Annotated in this window: 1 protein-coding gene; it reads left to right on the top strand. The window is 66.3% G+C overall.

All coding sequences use genetic code 11. The features are described from left to right. Positions 1-438: 438 nt before the first annotated feature. Positions 439-1,174, top strand: a 736-nt coding sequence (locus EOA24_RS38660) for a diacylglycerol kinase family protein (RefSeq protein ID WP_133374941.1), incomplete at its 3' end; no start/stop codon positions are given.

Here is a 1,174-nt window from a genome sequence, read left to right on the forward strand (position 1 = left end):
TCATGGCAGCATCGGTCCGCCGTCGGCGTTGGCACGCTTTCCGCGGCACCCGTAGGTCTCGGCATCCGTCCCTCCAACAGGCGAACCTGCTCTCGTTCTGGGCCGTACGGGCCTCAGGAAATCCGCCTTGCGCTTTTGCCTTTCGGCTGGGGCGTTCAGTGGCCGCCTGAGATGGGTTGAATGTACGCCGGGTAAGCGGATTGCGGAATGCCCACTCGCCTGTGGATAGCGGGATTATCGGGGACCGAGGGCAAAAGCCTCGGAATTCGGCGGCCGAACCCTGCCCCGCTTTTTTAGCGACCTTCGATATTGGAGCCTTGTCGCGCCGCCCGGTCCGCGTTTGAATGTCGGCAAAAGAGTTTGGGTCGGCAAAAGACTTCGGGCGCCAGCGCGGACTCCGCCGCGCATTTCGCGCGATGTGCCTCGGGGGAGGTCGGATTGAAGGTCGGGGTGGTTCTCAATCCGATTGCTGGAGGCGGCAGGCTCAAGCGGCACTGGGCGGAGGTGGCGGCATCGCTCAAGACAAATTTCGGCGATTTCGACCTGCGCGAGACGCAAGCCGCCGGCGACGCCGAGCGGCTGGCGATCGACCTCGCCGCCGGCGGATGCGACCTGGTGATCGCGGCCGGCGGCGACGGCACCGCCAGCGAAGTGGCCGACGGGCTGCTGCAGGCGCAGGACGAGATCGGAAGGACGAGCGAGCTCGGGCTTTTGCCCTGCGGTACCGGCATCGACTTCGCGCGTGGGCTCGGCATGCCGCGCGGCATCGATGCCACGCTGAAACGGATCGCTGATACCAAGGCGCGAAAAGTCGACGCCGGGCGGGTCTGCTACATCGACGATCATGGCAAGCTGGCCAGCCGCCACTTCATCAACATCGCCAGCCTCGGCCTGTCCGGCGCGACGGATCGCGCCATCAATGCCGACAAGCGCAAGGGCAGGGTCTCGTCCAAGGCGCTGTTCTTCTGGCGCACGGTGCTGGAGTTCGTCCGCTACCGCTTCCAGGACGTCCGGATCACCATCGACGACGGCGAGCCGGTCGAGGCGCGAATGGCGCTGGTGGCGGTGGCCAACGGCAAATTCTTCGGCGGCGGCATGATGATCGCGCCGGACGCCGAGCTCGCCGACGGCCAGTTCGACATCGTCATCCTGCGCGCTGCCGGCAAGCTCGGGC

This window comes from Mesorhizobium sp. M2A.F.Ca.ET.039.01.1.1, assembly GCF_003998035.1.
In the GTDB taxonomy this organism is placed as follows: Bacteria; Pseudomonadota; Alphaproteobacteria; order Rhizobiales; family Rhizobiaceae; genus Mesorhizobium.